Below are 17162 nucleotides of genomic sequence, written 5' to 3' on the forward strand. Positions count from 1 at the left end.
AGAGGTCAATATGGCGCTGTCAGCGTGATTTCAGGTTCCAGATGCCGGCACCGATAATCAGCAAGGTGCCCAAATAAGTGCTCAGTGCCAGCGCCTCGTCCCAAAACAGCCAGCCGAGAATCGCCGCCCACACCACGGCGGAGTAGTTGTAGACGCCAACCTGGCCGGGACGGGCCACCTGATAGGCGCTGGTCATGGCGAACTGGCCGGCGATGGCGAACAGGGCGATTGCCAGCATCCAGAGCATTTCCACGCCGTTGGGCCATTGCTCGACGCTGGGTAACAGCAAAGCGGAAAGAAGGGTGGCGAACAGCGTGAAATAGAACACCACCCGGTGCGCCGGCTCGCTCACCGCCATGCGCCGGATACTGACCTTGGCCACGCTCATGATGACGGCGCCGCCGAGCGCCACCCACATCACCGGATCCACCTGGCCCTGGTCGGCGCGCAGAATCACCGCGACACCGACAAAACCCAGCGCGACCGCCATCCAGGTGCGCGGCGATACCCGGTCGCCCAGCCAGACCCAGGCCACCAATGGCAAGAAAAACGGCACCGTCATTTTGACCAGCACCGCCTCCGCCAGAGTGATATGGCCGATGGCGTAAAAGAAGCAGAACATGGCGGCCACGCCGGTGAAGCCGCGAATGAAATGCAGGCCGAGATGGCGGGTACCCAGGTCGCGAATGCCGCCACTGATCACCAGCACCGGCAGCAATACCAGCAGGCCGACGAAGTTGCGCGCGAACACAATCAGTTCGGTGGAAAGCGTGTCGGAGAGATGCTTGATCAGGGCCGCCATGATCGCCAGCAACCCTTCACCCAGAATCAATAACAAGGCGCCCTTCAGAGGCTGGTCGTTATTCACGCGACCGGCCGGACCCACAGGTCGTGATCGTCGGCGTCCTCGACGGTCACCCGCAGGCGTTGCCCGGGTTTTACCGGCGCATCGTTGGGCAGATACACCAGGCCATCAATCTCCGGAGCATCCGCCTGGGAGCGCGCCACCACGCCGTCTTCACCGACCTCGTCCACCAGCACTTCCAGGGTTTGGCCGATCTTGCGTTGCAGTTTCGCGGCGCTGATCCGCGCCTGGACATTCATGAAGCGTTCCTGACGTTCGCGTGCCACATCCTCGTCGACGTGATCGGGCAGGGCGTTGGCGGGGGCGCCGTCCACCGGCGAATAGGTGAAGCAGCCAACCCGATCCAGTTGCGCCTCTTCCAGCCAATCCAGCAGCGTCTCGAAATCATCGTCGGTTTCGCCCGGGAAGCCGACGATGAAAGTGCTGCGCAGGGTGATGTCCGGGCAGATCTCACGCCAGCGGCGAATCCGTTCCAGCGTGTTTTCCGCGTGGGCCGGGCGCTTCATCGCCTTGAGCACCGACGGGCTGGCGTGCTGGAACGGAATATCCAGGTACGGCAGGATGTGACCGGCGGCCATCATCGGAATAATCTCGTCCACATGCGGATAGGGGTAGACGTAATGCAGCCGCACCCAGGCGCCCAGCTGCCCCAGCGCCTGGCACAGCTCCAGCATGCGGGTTTTCACCGGCATACCCTGCCAGAAGCCGGTCTGGTATTTGCGGTCCACGCCGTAGGCGCTGGTGTCCTGGCTGATCACCAGCAGTTCCTGCACGCCCGCTTTCACCAGCCGTTCCGCTTCATCGAGCACATCGCCCACCGGCCGGGAATCGAGTTTGCCGCGCATGCCCGGGATGATGCAGAAGCTGCACTTGTGATTGCAGCCCTCGGATATCTTCAGATAGGCGTAGTGCCGCGGGGTCAGTTTGATGCCCTGGGGTGGCACCAGATCGGTGAAGGGGTTGTGGTCGGCGCGAGGGGGCACCACCTGGTGCACGGCGTTGACGACCTGCTCGTACTGTTGAGGGCCGGTGACCGACAGCACCGCCGGGTGCACTTTGCGGATGTTGTCTTCTTCCACACCCATGCAGCCGGTGACGATGACCTTGCCATTCTCGCTCAGTGCCTCACCGATGGCCTCCAGGGACTCGGCCTTGGCATCGTCGATGAATCCGCAGGTGTTCACCACCACCACGTCGGCGTCATCATAGCTGGGCGTCACCTCGTATCCTTCGGTGCGCAGTTGGGTGAGAATGCGCTCGGAATCCACCAGGGCTTTGGGGCAACCCAGGCTGATAAACCCAACTTTACCGGACATAAACCACCTCGAAGTCAGCGGGGCGGCATTCTACTATTAACCCGACGTGAATGCCTATTGGGTTGGCGGTGCAGGGAGAAAACACCTATGCGTTGTTTCATTGGACTGCCGGTGCCGGAGGAGGCCGGTCGCGCTCTGTTGCGGGGCGTTCCGGAAGGCTCTGGGCGGCGATTGCCGTTAGCGGATCTGCATCTGACTCTGGCGTTTCTCGGGGAGCGGGAGCTTTCCTGGACGCAGGCTCTTTGCCAGCAACTGGAAGCGATTCTGGCGGGAGTACAGCCGCTGAGCCTGAAACTCGCTCATGGCAGTCCCTTTCCACCGAAAGGAAGTCCACCGAAAGGAAGCCCGTCCAGCGGCAGCCGGCTGTGGGCGGCGCGCGCCTTCCCATCCCCCGCGCTGATGGCGCTGCATGGGCGCATCTGGCGCCTGCTGGAAGATCTCGGCGTGGACCGTGACGAGCGCGGCTTTCTGCCCCATGTGACCCTGGCTCGCGGCCATCGTCGACTTACCAGCAAAAGGGCAAACGAGAGAATAGAAAGTCTATTTAAAGACCATATAGAATTTGATGTCCATGAAGTCATCCTCTACGAGAGCCGGCAAGGCTATCGGCCACGATGGCGGCAATCGTTGAAAAACCGGCTCTGAGCCCCGGGAGACGATCCCGAAGCCCAAAGCCACCGGAGCGTCTATTGCTGACTTCCGCCGTAACCGCCAGCGCCGCCACCAGAGCCGCCGTCAGCGGGGGCACCACCATTTTGCATACCAGGCTGAGAAGGCTGTTGCGGGTCGCCCGGCGCCGGTGAATCCGGCTGCTTGGGATCGCAGGCGGCCAGCACCGAGCCCATCAGCAACAGGGCCAGGGTGCCGGCCACACCTCTTTTCAACCCGGTTCTTGGTTCAATTTTTTCGTCTTTCATGGTTTTTCCTCCCATTAAGTGATTGTGCACAGGCGGCGTTGGGCCGCTGGATAAATCAGCGCCGGTCGGGGTCGTTATCCGCGGCAGCGGTACCGGAAACACCAAGAAAGGCCGCGCCAAGGATCATCAACAGGGCTTTGCGAGCGTTCATTGCGTACATGAGATTACCTCCCGATCTATCGGGTGACTTCAATGGGCGGGGCGCCACCGAAGGGCCGGTGTTGCCGCCGCCTCACTACTGTCTACAGGACAGGGTGGGGTTTGGTTCCATGGCAACGTGTTTTTTGGGAACCAAACCGCAGGCGCTGCTGTAAGTACTAGTGAGGGCCTCAAGGTCAGCCGGAAAGGAACCGCCGGAGTGAGTTTTGAACGTCGGATCTGCGACCAGATCCCACATCTGCAACGCTACGCCCGGGCTCTGTGTGATAACCCGGGACAGGCGGAGGATCTGGTGCAGGATTGTCTGGAACGGGCGCTGCGCAAGCGCCACCTGTGGATGCCTGGGCGTTCGGTACGGCCGTGGCTGTTCAGGATGCTGTACCGGCTGTATCTGAACGACCGCGCCAGTGCCCGGCGGCGGCGGGAAACGTTGACCCCGGATGCCGGGCTGGAGCGGCCTCAGGAGGCACGGCAGGAGCCGTTCCTGGCCTGCCACGAAGCGATGGAAGCGATGCGAGCATTACCCCGGGAGCAACGGGCGGCGTTGCTGTTGATGGTGCTGGAAAGTCCCGGTTACGCCGAGGCAGCCCGCATTCTCGGTATTAAAGTGGGGACGCTGCGCTCGCGTCTCTCCAGAGCCCGCGAGACACTGCGTCAGGCCCTCGACAGTCCGACCCGGGATGACGGGCGCCCCCGGTTAAGGAGCGTGAAATGAGCTGGCGGGAGCAAGGTTTATTGTATCGCGAGACCGTTACCGAAGAGGAATTGAGTGCCTTCGCCGACGGCGAGCTGCCACGGCGGCGTGCCCGCCGGGTGGCGGCGGGAATCCGGCGGCAACCGGCCTATGCGGACCGCGTGCGTGACTACTGGCGCCGTGACGAAACACTGTGGCGTGCCCTCAAGGACGATAGCAGCGCCGCGCCGTTGTCCTCTCCGGCCCGGGCTCCAAACGCCGCCCCCCGGCGCCGCTGGCTTGCCGCCGCAGGAGGTCTCGGCACCCTGGTGGCGGCAGGCGTGATGATGGCGGTGTGGTGGCAAACACCGCCCCCGTCTCCGGTTACCGCGGAGCCCGCCGCCGATCTGACCCAGGCCATCGTCCACGCCTTCAGCAATCCGGTGGCGTTACCCGATAGCGCGCCGGCCCCGGCATTGCCACTGGACCGTCTGGGCTTGATTGCCTCTGGCCAGCAACCGCTGCTGGTTTCCGGACAGCATATTCAGGAGTACCGTTTCGAAAACACCGAGGGGCAGCGAGTGGCGCTGTACGAAACAGGGCAGAGTAGATCGGGCGATAACTGGCTGCATGTGCTGACCCAGTCACCGGTAACCCTGGTGCGTTGGAGTCAGAACGGACGCGGCTACGTGCTCGCCGCTGATAGCGCACCGCTGGAGCTTGCTCAGTTGGCATTGGGCATCCACGAGGCTCTGTCCATGGCAGGAGGCGCCACGCCCGGGGCCGCGATGCCATCGGGAGCCCCGGCCGCCGACGCGCCGGCGGCCAATACGGCCACGGCGCGGGACGATATCAGCGAGATGTAGGCGTCGGATGCCGGGAAACACGAAAAAGCCTGCCGAAGCGGGCTTTTTCATTGGGGCAGGGCTGAAGGCGAGGCGATCAGCCTTCCTTCAGAGCGGCGGTGATATCCACCACCGCGCCCTTGCCATCACCAAACAACATCAGCGTGTTGTCCTTGGCGAACAGCGGGTTGGGCAGACCGGCGAAACCGGCGCTCAGGGAGCGTTTCACCACCACCACGGTTTTGGCCTTGTCCACGTTGAGGATCGGCATGCCGTAGATCGGGCTGCCTTTGTCTTCGCGGGCCATCGGGTTGGTCACGTCGTTGGCGCCGAGTACGATCGCCACGTCGGTCTGCTCGAAGGTCGGGTTGATGGTGTCCATATCCTTGAGTTTGTCGTAGGACACTTCCGCCTCGGCCAGCAGCACGTTCATATGGCCGGGCATACGACCGGCCACAGGGTGAATGGCGTACTCCACCTCGACACCGTTGGCTTCGAGGGTGTCGGCCAGTTCGCGCACGGCGTGCTGGGCCTGAGCCATGGCGAGACCGAAGCCGGGCACGATGACCACGCGCTGCGCGGTCTCCAGCAGCATCGCCACTTCCTCGGCGGAAGTGGATTTGATCTTGCCGGCGTAAACCTCATCCTGATCAATGGTTTCACCGCCTTCCGCCATCACGCCGAACAGCACGTTGGTGAGCGAACGGTTCATCGCCTTACACATGATCTGGGTCAGAATCAGGCCGGAGGCGCCCACCAGGGAACCGGTAATGATCAGCGCGCTGTTGCCCATGACGAAACCGGCGGCGGAAGCGGCCACACCGGAGTAGGAGTTCAGCAGCGCGATCACCACCGGCATGTCGGCACCGCCGATCGGCATCACCAGCAGGATACCCAGCACAGCGGCGGCGATGGCCAGTCCCCAGAATACCGTTGGTGAACCGGGGTTGGAGACCAGGTAGGCAATGGCCACGATGGAGCCGAGCAGCAACACGGCGTTCGCCGCCTTCATGCCCGGGAAACCCATCGGCTTGCCGTCGATCAGTTCCTGCAGTTTGGCGAAGGCCACGAAGGAACCGGTGAAAGTCACGGCACCGATCAGCACCGCGGCACCGGTGGCGATGATGCCCACCGTGTCCGGATGGCCACCACGGAAGAACTCAGCCGCCGCCACGGAGAAGGAAGCGCCACCACCAAAGCCGTTAAGCAGGGCTACCAGCTGCGGCATGGCGGTCATTTGTACTTTCTTCGCCAACAGCACGCCAATGATGCCACCGACCAGGATGCCGGCGATGATCACTTCATAGCTGACGATGTCCCGGTGCAGCAAGGTCACCACACAGGCCACCGCCATGCCCGCGCCGGCCAGCATGTTGCCGCGCACCGCGGTTTTCGGTTTGGTCAGGCCCTTGATGCCGAGCACGAACAGCACGGCGGCGATCAAATAGGCGATATCGATCCAGTTCTGGGAAATCTGCATTGCTTACTTCCTCTTGAACATCGCCAGCATTCGATTGGTCACCATGAAGCCCCCAATCACGTTGATGGTGGCCAGTACCACGGCGATGAAACCCAGCACCTTCACCAGCATGCCGGCGTCGGAGCCGGCGGCGATCAGCGCGCCCACCAGCGTAATGCCGGAAATGGCATTGGAGCCCGACATCAGCGGGGTGTGCAGGGTGGGGGGAACCTTGGTGATCAGTTCCACGCCGAGAAAGATGGCCAGCACGAAAAGCGTTAGTTCGGCTACGAAGTCCATTACTTCTCCTCCTTCCCGTTGTCGGCGTCCGCCGCCTCGGGTTCCGGTTTCTCCAGCGCGGGCAGGCCAAGCAGCTCACGCAAGCGTGTGTGCGGCACGTCGCCGTTGTGGCTGATAACGGTGTCCGCCACGATCTGGTCCTCGAAGTCCAGCGCCAGCTCGCCCTGGTCGTCAAGCAGCAGGTTGAGCAGGTTCTCCATGTTCTTGCCGAACATCTGGCTGGCATGGTGCGGCACGGAGGAGGGAACGTTTTCCGGACCGATGATGGTCACGCCATGCTCGATCACGGTCTTGCCGGACTGGGTCAGCTCACAGTTGCCCCCCCGTTCGGCGGCCAGATCGACGATCACCGAACCCTGCTTCATCGCCTTGACCATGTCGGCGGTGACCAGAATCGGACTCTTGGCGCCAGGGACGGCGGCGGTGGTGATCACCACGTCCATGTCCTTGATCACGTCGGTCATCAACTCGCGCTGACGCTTGAGGAAGTCCTCGCCCTGGGCTTTGGCGTAACCGCCGCTGCCTTCCGCTTCGCCGGTATCCAGATCCAGCTCCACCGGCTTGGCGCCAACGGACAGGATTTGTTCACGGGCAGCGGGGCGGACGTCATAGGCTTCCACCACGGCACCGAGGCGCTTGGCGGTGGCACAGGCCTGCAGACCGGCCACGCCGGCGCCCATGACAAACACCCGCGAGGCGTTCAGCGTGCCGGCGGCGGTCATGTTCATGGGGAACATGCGGTTGGCGGTGGTGGCGGCAAGCAGAACGCACTTGTAGCCCGCGATCATCGCCATGGAGGACAGCACGTCCATGGCCTGAGCCCGGGTAATCCGCGGCACCAGCTCCAGAGCGATGCCGGTGACATTGCTCTGGGCCAGTTGTTGGGCGAAACCTGGATTGGCCAGCGGATCGGTCATGCCGATGAGGAACTGTCCGCTCTTCATCTTGTCCAAATCGTCCTGGCCATTGGTCGTATTGCTGCCTGGCGTCTGCACCTGCAGGATAGCCTGGGCGCTGGAGAAGATTTGATCCCGGTCAGCAAGCTTGGCACCGGCGGCTTCATACTGGCCGTCGGTAAAACCGGCGGCGACGCCGGCACCCGTTTCAACGAGGATTTGAATATCGTGCTTCTTTAATAAAGCCGCGATATTGGCGGGCGTCAGGGCGACGCGCTCCTCGCCGGGGCGAATTTCCTTGGGAACACCGATAATCACCTGCGTTACCCCCGTTTATATGGTTTGTTGGGCAGCCCCCATGCCACGGCATTAACCGGAAATGCACGGAGGCCCTCACAAAAAGGCCGGTTTAAGAAAACCGGCCGTCGAGCAGGCTGCTAACCTTATTGTGGAGTGGCGAGCTTGGCAAACAAGAAATCGCGGTTTGGTGGATAGATGGTTAGATTTTGATCATAAAGATCATGATTTCTTCGCACTTTCGCTCAATTGTTGATCAACACGGGCCTTATCATCATCTTCATGCATATGGATGAAGGGGCCCAGAATGGTATCGCCACGCACCTGCGCCTTGATCACATGCAAAAAAGTGTAAGCCCCCAGTAACTTCCTCAGTAGAAAGATGAATTCCTTCGGCGGCACGTCGAAGTGAACAGACAGGGCGTTACGGCTGGCGCGATTCAGCACCCGGCTGGGCAGGTTGCTTTCCCCCCACAGATATTCCCCTTTCTCATTGATCACCGAAGCCGGCGGCGGAAAGCGATCCGGGTCCTGCAAGGCCTCGATGGCCTCGAAACAGAGGCCGGCGAAATCCTCCTGCACCCGGCGAGGGGGATCGCCGGAAAGAAAATGCAACGCCTTCATCGCCCGCACCAGGCGCTCGGTATCGTGATACCAGGCGCCGCGGATCATTTCCCGGCCGGGGCCCAGCACCTCGTCATCGAAATCGCGGATGGCGCCGAAGTCCAGAAGCACGATGCGGTCGTGGCCGTCCTCATCGATTTGCAGCAGATAATTGCCGAAATTCGGATCGGTCTGCATCTTGTTCCACTCGAACACCTCCCGGCAGCACAGCTCCATGATCGCGCGGCCAAGAAAGTTGCGACGTTCCTGGCTCAGAGCAACCACCTTCGGGTCACTGATGTGCAGTCCTTCCTCGTAGGAAAGGCACAAAATATTGTGGGAGGAGTACTCGGAAAACACTTCTGGAACAATGAAGCGGGGGTCTTCACGCAACGCTTCACGGAAATGGCGAGTGGTGTGGGCTTCGAGGTCGTAGTCCACTTCCCGGCCGAGCATGGCGCGCACCTCGCCCAGCCATTGATTGAACTGGTCGGTGATCGGCACCAGACGGCTCAGCTTGAGCAGCCGCACCAAGGCGCGCATGTCCGAATCTATGGCGTCGGCCACACCAGGGTACTGCACCTTGAGTACCAGCTCGCGACCGTCCTTTTTGCGCCGGGCCCGGTGGACCTGCCCCAGGCTGGCGGCGCCGAGCGGCTCCGGATCCACCTCCAGTTCCGCCAGTTTCACGGTGCCCAATTGCTGTTTAAGATGGCGCTCCATGGCCGGCCACTCGAGCGCGGCGGTGTCGTTTTCCAGCGAGTGCAAGGCGGTGGTGACCTCTTCCGGCAGGAAATGCTCTCCGAACAGGGCCATCATTTGCCCGATTTTCACCACCGAGCCTTTCAATTCGCCCAACTCGGCCACCAATTCCTCGGCCCGTTGAGAGAGAATGGCTTTCCGTCTTTCCTCACGCTTATCCGGGGCGGAGAACAGGGTGCCGGCACTGGCGGTGGCGTAGCGGGCGCCGGCGAGAAAGCCGGCGCGGGCAAGGGAAAAGCGCCGTTCCAGGGAACCGGTTTTAACCCTTTTGACGGTTTTTCGTGCCATATTTTCGCGCACTCCAAGATCTGCTAAGGCGATGGCATCAGCCACGGGCAACGGATTGGAAAAGTCCGCCATGAACCATGACTCACAGAGGGCAGTGTAGCCCGGCTCCGATCCTAGTGGTATGGCAGCGCCAACAGCAAGGCGCCGTCGGTGTCGCCGGAGACGGGAATCAAACAAACCCGGCGCCGTCAGCGGCGCCACGGCTCGGGAGAACCGAAACGTTATGACCACAGTCTGGATTCTGCTGCGCGGACTGATTCGCGAGCAGGCCCACTGGCAGGGCTTTGATCGCCGTTTGGCGGAAGTGTTGGGGGCGGGGCATGAGGTGCGCTGCGTGGATCTTCCCGGCAATGGCCGGCGTCATCATGAGCGCAGTCCCACCACGGTGGCGGAGATGGTGGACGCCGCCCGTGCCGAATTGGGGGATGACGTGCTGAGCCAGCGGCCCAGACTGGTGGCCCTGTCTCTTGGCGGTATGGTGGGGATGGACTGGCTACAGCGTTTCCCCGGCGAGCTCGGTGGTGCCGCCCTGATCAACAGCAGCACGGCGCGCTTCAGTCCGTTTCACCAGCGTTTACAGGTGCGTAACTATCCGCGTTTGCTGCGCGATGTGCTGCTAAGCCGGGATACGGAAGGCAGGGAGCGAGCGATTCTCGAGTTGACCAGCAACTTGCTGACGCCGGACCGCCTGGCCGAAGTAGCCCGGCAATGGGCCCTCATCGCCGGGCAAAGGCCGGTTTCCACGGCGAACAGTCTGCGCCAACTGTGGGCCGCCACCCGCTTTCGAGCGCCCGAGCAATTACCGCGGAGCAGCTCGGTGCTGATTGTGAATGGGGGAGGGGATCGTCTGGTAAGCCCGCGCTGTTCGCAAGCGTTGTCCCGCGCCTGGAACCGGCCGTTGAGCGTACACCCTCGGGCCGGTCACGATCTGTCCCTGGATGCGCCGGATTGGCTGGCGCGGGAGTTGAAGAGCTGGGCAGCGGCGTCAGGTTCCTGAAGCGACGCTCTGTTAATCCCGTTTGTCCGCCACCCGCTGAGCCTGCGCCAGCTCGATCATATCCGCCAGAATATGGCCGGTCTCGCGCAGGTAAGGGTCCTTCTTCATCGGATCCTCCGCCGCTTCCGGGTCCAGTGCCCGCTGCTCTTCCAGCGTCCGCAGCGCCGCCATATCCTCCAGCGGCTCTTCATCGCGGGCTTTGCGGCGGGCGTTTTCGATGTTCAGACGGCGCTTGTCGAAACCTTCCTGCCAGGATTCCCGGCTGGCCGCGTTGAGCGTCACTTCCTTGCGCTCGCGTGCCTCATCCAGCAAGGTGCGCAGCTCTTCCACATAGACGAACTCGGGATCCTTCTGGATGCGCCGTTCGTGACGCTGCCGCAAGGTCTGCAGGAACGGCATCAGATCCGCCACCTGCTGATAATCCGCGGAGTCGATTTCGTCCCAGGGCAGGGCATTGGGTAGGGCGCCTTCGCCCACCTCGTTGGTATCGATCAGCGACGGCATCAACAGGTCTGGAACAATGCCCAGATTCTGGTTACTGGAACCGGACACCCGATAGAACTTGGCGTTGGTCATCTTCAACTTGCCATGATTCAGGTCCAGCAGGGTCTGCACCGTTCCCTTGCCATAGGTCGGCTCGCCAACGATCAGCGCCCGCCCGTAGTCCTGCATGGCGCCGGCGAAAATTTCCGAGGCGGAGGCGCTGTAACGGTTCACCAGTACCGCCATGGGACCGGTGTAGAGCATGCCCGGGTACTGGTCGTTTTCGACACTGACACGGCCGGAGGATTCACGCACCTGCACGGTGGGGCCGCGGTTGATAAACAGGCTCACCAGCTTGTTGACTTCCAGCAGTGATCCGCCGCCATTGTTGCGCAGATCGATGATCAGGCCGTCCGGATTTTCCTTGCGCAATTCCACCAGCAACTTGGCCACATCCCGGGTGGTGCTGGTGTAGTTCGGGTCGCCACGATGAAAGGCGTTGAAGTCGAGGTAGAAGGCCGGAATTTCGATGATGCCGAGCTTGACGTTCTCGCCATCGTGATTCAGTTCGATCACTTCCTTCTTGGCGGCCTGTTCCTCCAGCACCACCTTGTTGCGCACTATGGTGACCGTGCGGGTGCTGTGATCGCCAGCGCCGCCGGCGGGAATGATCTCCAGCCGCACCTCGGATCCCTTGGGCCCGCGAATCATGTCGACGACTTCATCCAGGCGCATGCCAACCACATCGACGATGGCGTCCTTGTCACCCTGGCCGACCCCGATGATGCGATCCGCCGGTTTCAGTTGCCCGGCCTTGGCGGCGGGGCCGCCCGGTACCAGCCGTACCACCTTGGTGTAGCCGTCCTCATACTGCAGCACGGCGCCGATGCCTTCCAGCGAGCGGCTCATGCTGATGTCGAAGTTTTCCGAATTATGCGGAGTGAAATAGTTGGTGTGTGGATCGAAGGTCTGTGCCAGCGCATTCATGTAGAGTTGGAACACGTCCTCGGAACTGTTTTGCTGCACCCGGCTGAGCTGGCCTTCGTAGCGGCGCACCAGGCGGTCCTGGATTTCGCTCTCGGGGGTGCCGTTGAGCCGCATGGACAGCACGGAATTACGCAGATAATCATCCCAAATTTGATCCAGGGCCTGCTGATCCGGCGCCCAATCGGCCTTGGTGCGATCCACCAGCACCTTGCGGTCGCTGTCGAACTTCCATTTATCGAGATCGCCGCGCAGTTGCGTCAGCGCTTTCTGCAAACGGTGTTCCACCCGTTGCTGGAAGCGGTTGAAGATGGTGTAGCCCGCCTCCAGAGTGCCTCTGCGCAGCTGATCATCGAGCTGGTCGCGATAGCGGTCGAATTCGCCGATGTCCTCGGCGGTGAAGTACAGGCGGTTCGGGTCCAGATCCTTGATGTACTGGTCCAGCATCTGCCCGGACAGGGAATCATCGAAGTCCAGCCGCCGGTAATGCAATTTCAGGCGGTCGACGATTTCCTTCGCCGCTTCCCGATGCACCTTATCCGGCTTGATGCTGCCCTGGACCTCCGGCGCCGCCGCCTGCAGGCCGTCTCCAATATGCAGGGCGCCGCCCAGTAGCAACCCGGCAACGATCAAGGCACTCAGCTTGCGAATTACGCTCATGGACTCACTCAATGATTCATTTACTGGCAGTATACGGGAACCTCTGATTAATTCGTATGGGAGGTCCGGATTTGTGACCACCATCCATGGTGGTCACCATGCGGGCCGTCGACAGGGCGACGTCAAACATCGTTCCTGACGATGTGTTTGTGACCGCCACCCACCGCCACGGCATCCACAACTACGGAGAGCACCGTACACCATGCATCGCCTGTTTACCGGCTTCTTCCTGATCGGCATCGCCGGCGCCATCCTGCAACTACTGCTCGGCGATACCGGGGCGCCCGCCCGCGTGGTGGGCGCGCTGTGGGAGGCGGCCGATCTGGCGGTTCAGGTCAGCCTCGGGCTGATTGGCGTGCTGGCCTTGTGGAGCGGTCTGTTCCGCCTGGCCGAGCAAAGCCGTCTCGCCGACCGGCTTGCCGCTCTGGTTCAACCGGTACTCCATCGTCTGATGCCATCGGTGCCGGAAGGTTCACAGGCCGGCGCCGGCATTTCCATGAACATGGCCGCCAATATGCTCGGCCTGGATAATGCCGCCACGCCGCTGGGGCTCAAGGCGATGAGCTCGCTGCAGGAAAGCAATCCACGGCCGCGAACGGCCAGCGATGCGCAAATCATGTTCCTGGTACTGAACACCTCCGCGGTGACGCTGGTACCGGTGACCGTGCTGCTATACCGCACCCAGCAGGGCGCGGCCGACCCCGCCGACATCTATTTGCCCATGCTGATGGCAACCACCGCTTCCACGTTTGTCGGCGTGGCCCTGACCGCCCGTCTGCAGGGCATACGGCTGCGGGATCCGATACTGCTCGCGGTCGCCGGCGGCTGGCTGGCGTTGCTTGGTTTGCTCGGGCTGGCGGTATGGTGGGTACCGGCGGACGCCAGTGCGCGGCTTTCCAGCCTGCTCGGCAACGGCCTGCTGCTGGCGGTAATCGGCGCCTTTTTCGTGGCGGCCTGGCGGGCCAGGGTGGACAGCTATGACGCCTTTATCGAAGGTGCCAAGGAAGGCTTTACCCTGGCGGTGAGGCTGATCCCGTATCTGGTCGCCATGCTGGCCGCCATCGCCATGCTGCGCGCCAGCGGTGTACTCGAAGCGGTGCTTTCGGCGATCCGGCATACCGCCTTGTGGCTTGGCTGGGACACCCGTTTCGTGGACGCCTTGCCGGTGGCCCTGCTGAAGCCATTAAGCGGATCCGGTGCCCGCGCCGCCATGCTGGATGTCATGCATACACAGGGCGTGGATTCGCTGGCCGGTCGCATGGCGGCGGTGATGCAGGGTTCCACCGAGACGACTTTTTACGTTCTCGCCGTCTACTTTGGCAGTGTCGGAGTGCGAAACTTCCGTTATGCCTTGTGGTGCGGTCTGGCCGCCGACGCCGCTGGACTGGTTACCGCGATTCTGGTCAGCTACCTGTTTTTCGGCTGACCGCCTGCTTTGCTAGCCGGGAACGTCCGCCGCCGCGGTGACGATATGGCGGAAGGTAAGATTGAGACGGGACTCGCGCACCCGCCGACGGCGGGGCAGGGCGTGTTCATAATAACGCTGCACCTGGGGAGACATAATCAACAGGCTGTCGTGGGACAGCGGCAACCGGTGGCTTTGCCGGTGCTCACCGTAGCGGCGCAGGCAGAAGTCGCGGGTGGCGCCGAGATTATAGGACAGGATCCAGGGGGCCGGTCCCAGTTCCGGCTCATTATCCCGGTGCCAGCCCATGGTGTCGTCGCCATCCCGATAGAGATTGGCCAGAGCACCGTTGGGCGTTAGTCCGGTCAGCGCGGTCACCGCGCGCCGTAATGGCGTCAGCCGGTCGGGCCAACCCCCGGCCCGGTGAATGAGCCCGGAATAGCGGTAAGTGACACCGGTGTCACCCAGCCAACAGACCAGCCGGGGCACCGGATGAGAACGGCCGAACACCTGTACACGGGGTTGTTCCCAGGGGAGTTCGTTACAAAGCGTGTGGAACAGGGCCGAAGCAGAAGGGCCGAGAAGCCGCTCAATCAGCCAGATGCGTGCCCCTCTACCCAATTCAAGGGGAGGGGGCAGGGAGTCGAGCCGGGAAAGTGTGTGGTTGACAGTCATCGCAACCTGCTCTATCTAAGCGCCTTTGACCATCTATGTACGCATGGATGATGCTTATGCGCAGTTTAGTGGAAGGTCCGTCGCCAGGAGTCTAGCATGCTGTACGTTTACGATATTGAAGACGGAGTGCTCCGCGAGCGGGATGTGGCGGGGCTGACCCCGGACACCGCCAAGGAAGCCAGTTGGATCGACCTGGTGGACGCCACCGCTGAAGAACGGCAGGAGGTACAGCACCTGTTCCGCCAGGCGCTGCCGGAATCCGACGATGTGGAGGAGATCGAATCCTCCGCCCGTTTCTTCCATGATGAGCATGGTCTTCACGTGCACTCCCTGTTCGTTCATCAGAGCGAGGGGCGCCACCGCACCTCGACCGTGGCGTTTGTGTTGCAACCGGGCCGGCTGTTGACCTTCAGGGATTCCCGCGCTCCGGATTTCCGGCTCATGCGCATGCGTATCCGGCGCGGCTGGGTGCGCGCCCTGGAGCCGCTGGACATTCTGCTGAGCATTCTTGAGCAGAAGACCGAGAATCTGGCCGATACGCTGGAGGACATCCATCGGGACCTGGAGGATGTCAGTTATCTGGTGCTGGAGGATGAGGAAGCGGAACTGGAGGACGGCATCGAGAAACTGGCCCATCTGGAAGACAGCAACGGAAAAATCCGCCTGTGTCTGATGGATACCCAGCGTTCGATCTCCTTTATCCAGCGCTATGTGCGGGCCGACAAGGAGCGCCGCCGCACCTGCTCGGAAATCCAGCATGACCTGGACACCTTGATGTCCCACGCCACTTTTTTGTTCGAGAAGATCAACTTCCTGATGGATTCCACCCAGGGGTTCATCAATATCGAACAGAACCAGATCATCAAGATCTTTTCCATTGCCGCCGTGGTCTTCCTGCCACCGACCATGATTGCCAGCATATATGGCATGAACTTCCAGGTGATGCCGGAACTGAACTGGGAATTGGGCTATCCGGCGGTGATCGGGCTGATGTTCCTGTCGGGTTTCGCCCCGTACTGGTACTTCAAACGGAAGGGCTGGCTGTAATTGCTGGATTGTAGGAGCCTGCCCTGCAGGTTCTTTAAGGAAGGCGCCAGAGGTCAGCCTGGCGATGGGCGCGGCCATCTTCATGCAGCTTGATCAGATGCGCCTCGAGTGACAGACACGCCACACCGTGCAGGAATTCAGGCACATCGTCGTAAACCCGTTTCACCAGGTCCGGCACGCTGGTGGCCTCGCCGGTGAGGGCGGCGAAGACTTTCTTTTCCCGCTCCAGCCGGTGGTTGATGGTGTGATCCACCAGCGCCAACGGCTCGTCAATGACGTCGCCATGCCCGGGAGCCATGCGTTTGATATCCCATTGCCGCAGCTTGTCCAGGGAAGACAGATAGGCGTTCATGGAGCCCGAAGGCGGGGCTATCACCACGGTGGACCCCTGAATCAGATGGTCGCCGGTGAACAGCAGCGCCTCTTCCTTTAGCAGGTAACACAGGTGGTTACCGACATGACCGGGTGTGGCGATCACCTCCAGGGTCAGGCCGCCGCAGTCCACGGTATCACCGTCCTTGAGCTCGCGGGCCGGTTCCCAGGTGGTGTCCTGCAAACCATCGTCCGGCACCCAGGGGCCTTCCAGCACGGCACCGGTGGCGGCGGCCAAGTCATGGGCTCCGGGGGAATGATCGCGATGGGTGTGGGTGACGATAATGCGCTCGATCGGTCGCCCCAGTTCCTCGGCCGCGGCCAGCAGAGCCCGGGTATGCTCCGGGTCGGTGGGGCCGGGATCAATCACCGTCAGGGCGCGGCCGCCCACCAGATAGCTGTTGGTGCCGGGGCCGGTCATCATGCCGGGGTTACGGCCCAGCACACGCCAGGCATTGGTAGCGATGGCCGTGGACTGGCCGGGAATCAGCGCCGCCATGGTAACTCCATTGGTTCGGGAAGCGCATTGTGACCATTTAGTCCTGGCTTGCAAACCCCCCGGTATGACGGCGACCGTGCCTATTCGCCGTACACTTGTACTTCCCGGACCCGCAACTCCCAACGGTCCGGGGTCTGCATGCCGCGGTCGCGGTCGGCCACCACCGCCACGGGATAGCGGCCACCGGCGGGCACATGAATGGACACTGGAATCCGCTCTTCATGGAGTGTCTCGCAGGCTTTCGCCGGTGGGCAGGAGAGGGCGACCGTGTCCAGCAGCACATGGGCGATGGCATGCTCCCCCCGGTTGCTGATCTCGCCGCTTACCCGCACCCCGGTCTCCATCTGACTGACACCGGTGACAGTAACGGTGATCGATGCGGGATCACCGGATACCAGACGCTCCTGGTCGGTGAACAGAAAGGAAATCAGCATCACGGCGCTGGCCACGCCGACCCCGGTGAGCACCAGATAGAAAGGGCGCCGCCCGGCCTGCCAGCTGCCCCAGAGCAACACCACCACCGCGGTCACCACCGCCAGAACCAACAAATACCGCATGCTCTTTATCCTTCTGTTTTGTTTCCCCGGCGCCGCCGCGATCCTCGTCCGCCGGCGTCACCCGGATTGGAACCGGCCCTGCCTATGCCGTTCAGTGGTCCAA

The 17162-nt window shown here is 62.1% G+C and carries 17 protein-coding genes; 6 read left to right on the forward strand and 11 right to left on the reverse strand.

The genetic code is table 11. The annotated features are described in order from the left end of the window. Nucleotides 1-19: 19 nt before the first annotated feature. Entirely contained in the window at nucleotides 20-868 is an 849-nt protein-coding gene (locus B5T_RS11125) for a DMT family transporter (RefSeq protein WP_014994600.1), read from the reverse strand. After that, complete coding sequence (gene rimO / locus B5T_RS11130) at nucleotides 865-2181, reverse strand: 30S ribosomal protein S12 methylthiotransferase RimO (RefSeq protein WP_014994601.1); 1317 nt, start codon at nucleotides 2179-2181, stop codon at nucleotides 865-867. The genes B5T_RS11125 and rimO overlap by 4 nt, the downstream gene beginning before the upstream one ends. A gap of 87 nt (nucleotides 2182-2268) precedes the next feature. On the opposite strand from rimO, the gene thpR reads away from it, so the two are divergent. Further along, complete coding sequence (gene thpR / locus B5T_RS22695; RefSeq protein ID WP_014994602.1) at nucleotides 2269-2826, forward strand: RNA 2',3'-cyclic phosphodiesterase; 558 nt, start codon at nucleotides 2269-2271, stop codon at nucleotides 2824-2826. Between the two features lie 41 nt (nucleotides 2827-2867). Here the strand turns inward: thpR and B5T_RS11140 are convergent, their stop codons facing one another. Next, the gene (locus B5T_RS11140) at nucleotides 2868-3098 is read right to left on the reverse strand and encodes a hypothetical protein (protein WP_014994603.1); all 231 of its coding nucleotides are present in this window, start codon (nucleotides 3096-3098) and stop codon (nucleotides 2868-2870) included. 358 nt (nucleotides 3099-3456) lie between these two features. Between B5T_RS11140 and B5T_RS11145 the strand changes: the two genes are divergently transcribed. Next, nucleotides 3457-3972 carry an RNA polymerase sigma factor gene (locus tag B5T_RS11145; RefSeq protein WP_014994605.1) on the forward strand — a complete coding sequence of 172 codons (516 nt, stop codon included), beginning with the start codon at nucleotides 3457-3459 and terminating at the stop codon, nucleotides 3970-3972. Beyond that, nucleotides 3969-4796, forward strand: a complete 828-nt coding sequence (locus B5T_RS11150; protein WP_014994606.1) for a FecR family protein — start codon at nucleotides 3969-3971, stop codon at nucleotides 4794-4796. The genes B5T_RS11145 and B5T_RS11150 overlap by 4 nt, the downstream gene beginning before the upstream one ends. Before the next feature lie 76 nt (nucleotides 4797-4872). Here the strand turns inward: B5T_RS11150 and B5T_RS11155 are convergent, their stop codons facing one another. The 4 genes from B5T_RS11155 to B5T_RS11170 form a co-directional block, all read right to left on the reverse strand. Further along, nucleotides 4873-6255, reverse strand: a complete 1383-nt coding sequence (locus B5T_RS11155; RefSeq protein WP_014994607.1) for an NAD(P)(+) transhydrogenase (Re/Si-specific) subunit beta — start codon at nucleotides 6253-6255, stop codon at nucleotides 4873-4875. Between the two features lie 3 nt (nucleotides 6256-6258). Next, the gene (locus B5T_RS11160; RefSeq protein ID WP_014994608.1) at nucleotides 6259-6534 is read right to left on the reverse strand and encodes an NAD(P) transhydrogenase subunit alpha; all 276 of its coding nucleotides are present in this window, start codon (nucleotides 6532-6534) and stop codon (nucleotides 6259-6261) included. Then, a complete protein-coding gene (locus B5T_RS11165; protein ID WP_014994609.1) occupies nucleotides 6534-7748 on the reverse strand; it encodes a Re/Si-specific NAD(P)(+) transhydrogenase subunit alpha in 1215 nt (404 codons plus the stop codon). Before B5T_RS11165 ends, B5T_RS11160 begins: the two co-directional genes overlap by 1 nt. A gap of 201 nt (nucleotides 7749-7949) precedes the next feature. Then, complete coding sequence (locus B5T_RS11170) at nucleotides 7950-9380, reverse strand: ABC1 kinase family protein (protein ID WP_041717519.1); 1431 nt, start codon at nucleotides 9378-9380, stop codon at nucleotides 7950-7952. A gap of 223 nt (nucleotides 9381-9603) precedes the next feature. On the opposite strand from B5T_RS11170, the gene B5T_RS11175 reads away from it, so the two are divergent. Then, a complete protein-coding gene (locus B5T_RS11175) occupies nucleotides 9604-10377 on the forward strand; it encodes an alpha/beta fold hydrolase (protein ID WP_014994611.1) in 774 nt (257 codons plus the stop codon). Nucleotides 10378-10389: 12 nt separating this feature from the next. Here the strand turns inward: B5T_RS11175 and B5T_RS11180 are convergent, their stop codons facing one another. Next, nucleotides 10390-12504: a carboxy terminal-processing peptidase gene (locus tag B5T_RS11180; RefSeq protein WP_014994612.1), complete on the reverse strand. Its 2115-nt coding sequence runs from the start codon at nucleotides 12502-12504 to the stop codon at nucleotides 10390-10392. A gap of 202 nt (nucleotides 12505-12706) precedes the next feature. On the opposite strand from B5T_RS11180, the gene B5T_RS11185 reads away from it, so the two are divergent. Further along, on the forward strand, nucleotides 12707-13930 hold the full coding sequence (locus B5T_RS11185) for a nucleoside recognition domain-containing protein (RefSeq protein ID WP_014994613.1): 1224 nt from the start codon (nucleotides 12707-12709) through the stop codon (nucleotides 13928-13930). A gap of 12 nt (nucleotides 13931-13942) precedes the next feature. Here B5T_RS11185 and B5T_RS11190 read toward each other — a convergent pair whose 3' ends face one another. Then, nucleotides 13943-14584 carry an alpha-ketoglutarate-dependent dioxygenase AlkB family protein gene (locus tag B5T_RS11190; protein ID WP_051015473.1) on the reverse strand — a complete coding sequence of 214 codons (642 nt, stop codon included), beginning with the start codon at nucleotides 14582-14584 and terminating at the stop codon, nucleotides 13943-13945. A gap of 96 nt (nucleotides 14585-14680) precedes the next feature. Between B5T_RS11190 and corA the strand changes: the two genes are divergently transcribed. Then, a complete protein-coding gene (corA, locus tag B5T_RS11195) occupies nucleotides 14681-15631 on the forward strand; it encodes a magnesium/cobalt transporter CorA (protein ID WP_014994615.1) in 951 nt (316 codons plus the stop codon). A 34-nt stretch (nucleotides 15632-15665) separates the two neighbouring features. On the opposite strand, the gene B5T_RS11200 is transcribed toward corA, so the two are convergent. Together B5T_RS11200 and B5T_RS11205 are read right to left on the reverse strand one after the other, a co-directional pair. Continuing rightward, complete coding sequence (locus tag B5T_RS11200) at nucleotides 15666-16502, reverse strand: MBL fold metallo-hydrolase (RefSeq protein WP_014994616.1); 837 nt, start codon at nucleotides 16500-16502, stop codon at nucleotides 15666-15668. Between the two features lie 80 nt (nucleotides 16503-16582). After that, nucleotides 16583-17059 (reverse strand): hypothetical protein, encoded by a 477-nt coding sequence (locus tag B5T_RS11205; protein WP_014994617.1) that lies wholly within the window; start codon nucleotides 17057-17059, stop codon nucleotides 16583-16585. Between the last annotated feature and the right edge of the window lie 103 nt (nucleotides 17060-17162).

The sequence above is a fragment of the Alloalcanivorax dieselolei B5 genome, from assembly GCF_000300005.1.
GTDB lineage: Bacteria > Pseudomonadota > Gammaproteobacteria > Pseudomonadales > Alcanivoracaceae > Alloalcanivorax > Alloalcanivorax dieselolei.

Coding starts and splice junctions, on each gene's coding strand:
- rimO (WP_014994601.1), bottom strand. CDS start 2,181: ATGTCCGGTAAAGTTGGGTTTATCAGCCTGGGTTGCCCCAAAGCCCTG.
- thpR (WP_014994602.1), top strand. CDS start 2,269: ATGCGTTGTTTCATTGGACTGCCGGTGCCGGAGGAGGCCGGTCGCGCT.
- B5T_RS11140 (WP_014994603.1), bottom strand. CDS start 3,098: ATGAAAGACGAAAAAATTGAACCAAGAACCGGGTTGAAAAGAGGTGTG.
- B5T_RS11150 (WP_014994606.1), top strand. CDS start 3,969: ATGAGCTGGCGGGAGCAAGGTTTATTGTATCGCGAGACCGTTACCGAA.
- B5T_RS11155 (WP_014994607.1), bottom strand. CDS start 6,255: ATGCAGATTTCCCAGAACTGGATCGATATCGCCTATTTGATCGCCGCC.
- B5T_RS11160 (WP_014994608.1), bottom strand. CDS start 6,534: ATGGACTTCGTAGCCGAACTAACGCTTTTCGTGCTGGCCATCTTTCTC.
- B5T_RS11170 (WP_041717519.1), bottom strand. CDS start 9,380: ATGGCACGAAAAACCGTCAAAAGGGTTAAAACCGGTTCCCTGGAACGG.
- B5T_RS11175 (WP_014994611.1), top strand. CDS start 9,604: ATGACCACAGTCTGGATTCTGCTGCGCGGACTGATTCGCGAGCAGGCC.
- B5T_RS11180 (WP_014994612.1), bottom strand. CDS start 12,504: ATGAGCGTAATTCGCAAGCTGAGTGCCTTGATCGTTGCCGGGTTGCTA.
- B5T_RS11185 (WP_014994613.1), top strand. CDS start 12,707: ATGCATCGCCTGTTTACCGGCTTCTTCCTGATCGGCATCGCCGGCGCC.
- B5T_RS11190 (WP_051015473.1), bottom strand. CDS start 14,584: ATGACTGTCAACCACACACTTTCCCGGCTCGACTCCCTGCCCCCTCCC.
- corA (WP_014994615.1), top strand. CDS start 14,681: ATGCTGTACGTTTACGATATTGAAGACGGAGTGCTCCGCGAGCGGGAT.
- B5T_RS11200 (WP_014994616.1), bottom strand. CDS start 16,502: ATGGCGGCGCTGATTCCCGGCCAGTCCACGGCCATCGCTACCAATGCC.
- B5T_RS11205 (WP_014994617.1), bottom strand. CDS start 17,059: ATGCGGTATTTGTTGGTTCTGGCGGTGGTGACCGCGGTGGTGGTGTTG.